This is a genomic window from Nonomuraea sp. NPDC049624 (assembly GCF_040675255.1).
Classification (GTDB): Bacteria; Actinomycetota; Actinomycetes; order Streptosporangiales; family Streptosporangiaceae; genus Nonomuraea.
Genome location: NZ_JBFAOR010000038.1, coordinates 1 through 1,296, shown reverse-complemented (window position 1 = coordinate 1,296; position 1,296 = coordinate 1). Strand labels below are relative to the sequence as shown.

General features: G+C 69.4%; 1 pseudogene. It reads left to right on the top strand.

The features are described from left to right. A pseudogene (locus AB0J76_RS49460) lies at positions 1-1,296 on the top strand (DNA-directed RNA polymerase subunit beta); the annotation flags it as partial.

Below are 1,296 nucleotides of genomic sequence, written 5' to 3'. Positions count from 1 at the left end.
CGCCTGGGCCTGGCCCGCATGGAGCGCGTCGTCCGCGAGCGGATGACCACCCAGGACGTCGAGGCGATCACGCCGCAGACCCTGATCAACATCCGGCCGGTGGTGGCGTCGATGAAGGAGTTCTTCGGCACCTCGCAGCTGTCGCAGTTCATGGACCAGATCAACCCGCTGGCCGGCCTGACGCACAAGCGGCGGCTGAACGCCCTGGGCCCCGGCGGTCTGTCCCGCGAGCGGGCCGGGATGGAGGTCCGTGACGTGCATCCGTCCCACTACGGCCGGATGTGCCCCATCGAGACGCCCGAGGGTCCGAACATCGGCCTCATCGGTTACCTCGCCTGCTACGGCCGTCTCAACGCCTTCGGCTTCATCGAGACGCCCTACCGCAAGGTCGTGGACGGCCGGGTGACCGACCGGATCGACTACCTGACGGCCGACGAGGAGGACCGGTTCGTCGTCGCCCAGGCGAACTCGGCACTCGGCGCGGACGGCGAGCTGACCGACGCCCGCGTCCTGGTCCGCACCAAGGGCGGTGAGACCGACTACGTGGCCTCCCGCGAGGTGGACTACATCGACGTGTCGCCGCGCCAGATGGTGTCGGTGGCCACCGCGATGATCCCGTTCCTGGAGCACGACGACGCCAACCGGGCCCTGATGGGCGCGAACATGCAGCGCCAGTCGGTGCCGCTGATCCGCAGCGAGGCGCCGCTGGTCGGCACCGGCATGGAATACCGTGCCGCGACCGACGCCGGCGACGTCATCAGCGCCGAGAAGGCCGGCGTGGTCGAGGAGGTCTCCGCCGACTACGTCACCGTCATGAACGACGACGGCTCGCGCACCACCTACCGGGTCGCCAAGTTCAGGCGCTCCAACCAGGGCACCTCCTTCAACCAGAAGCCCATCGTCGCCGAGGGCGACCGGGTCGAGGCCGGCCAGGTCATCGCCGACGGCCCCTGCACCGACGACGGCGAGATGGCGCTCGGCAAGAACCTGCTGGTGGCGTTCATGCCGTGGGAGGGCCACAACTACGAGGACGCGATCGTGCTGTCCCAGCGCCTGGTCCAGGACGACGTCCTGTCCTCGATCCACATCGAGGAGCACGAGGTCGACGCCCGCGACACCAAGCTGGGCCCGGAGGAGATCACCCGGGACATCCCCAACGTCTCCGAGGACATCCTGGCCGATCTCGACGAGCGCGGGATCGTCCGGATCGGCGCCGAGGTCGTCCCCGGCGACATCCTGGTCGGCAAGGTCACCCCGAAGGGCGAGACCGAGCTGACCCCGGAGGAGCGGCTGCTG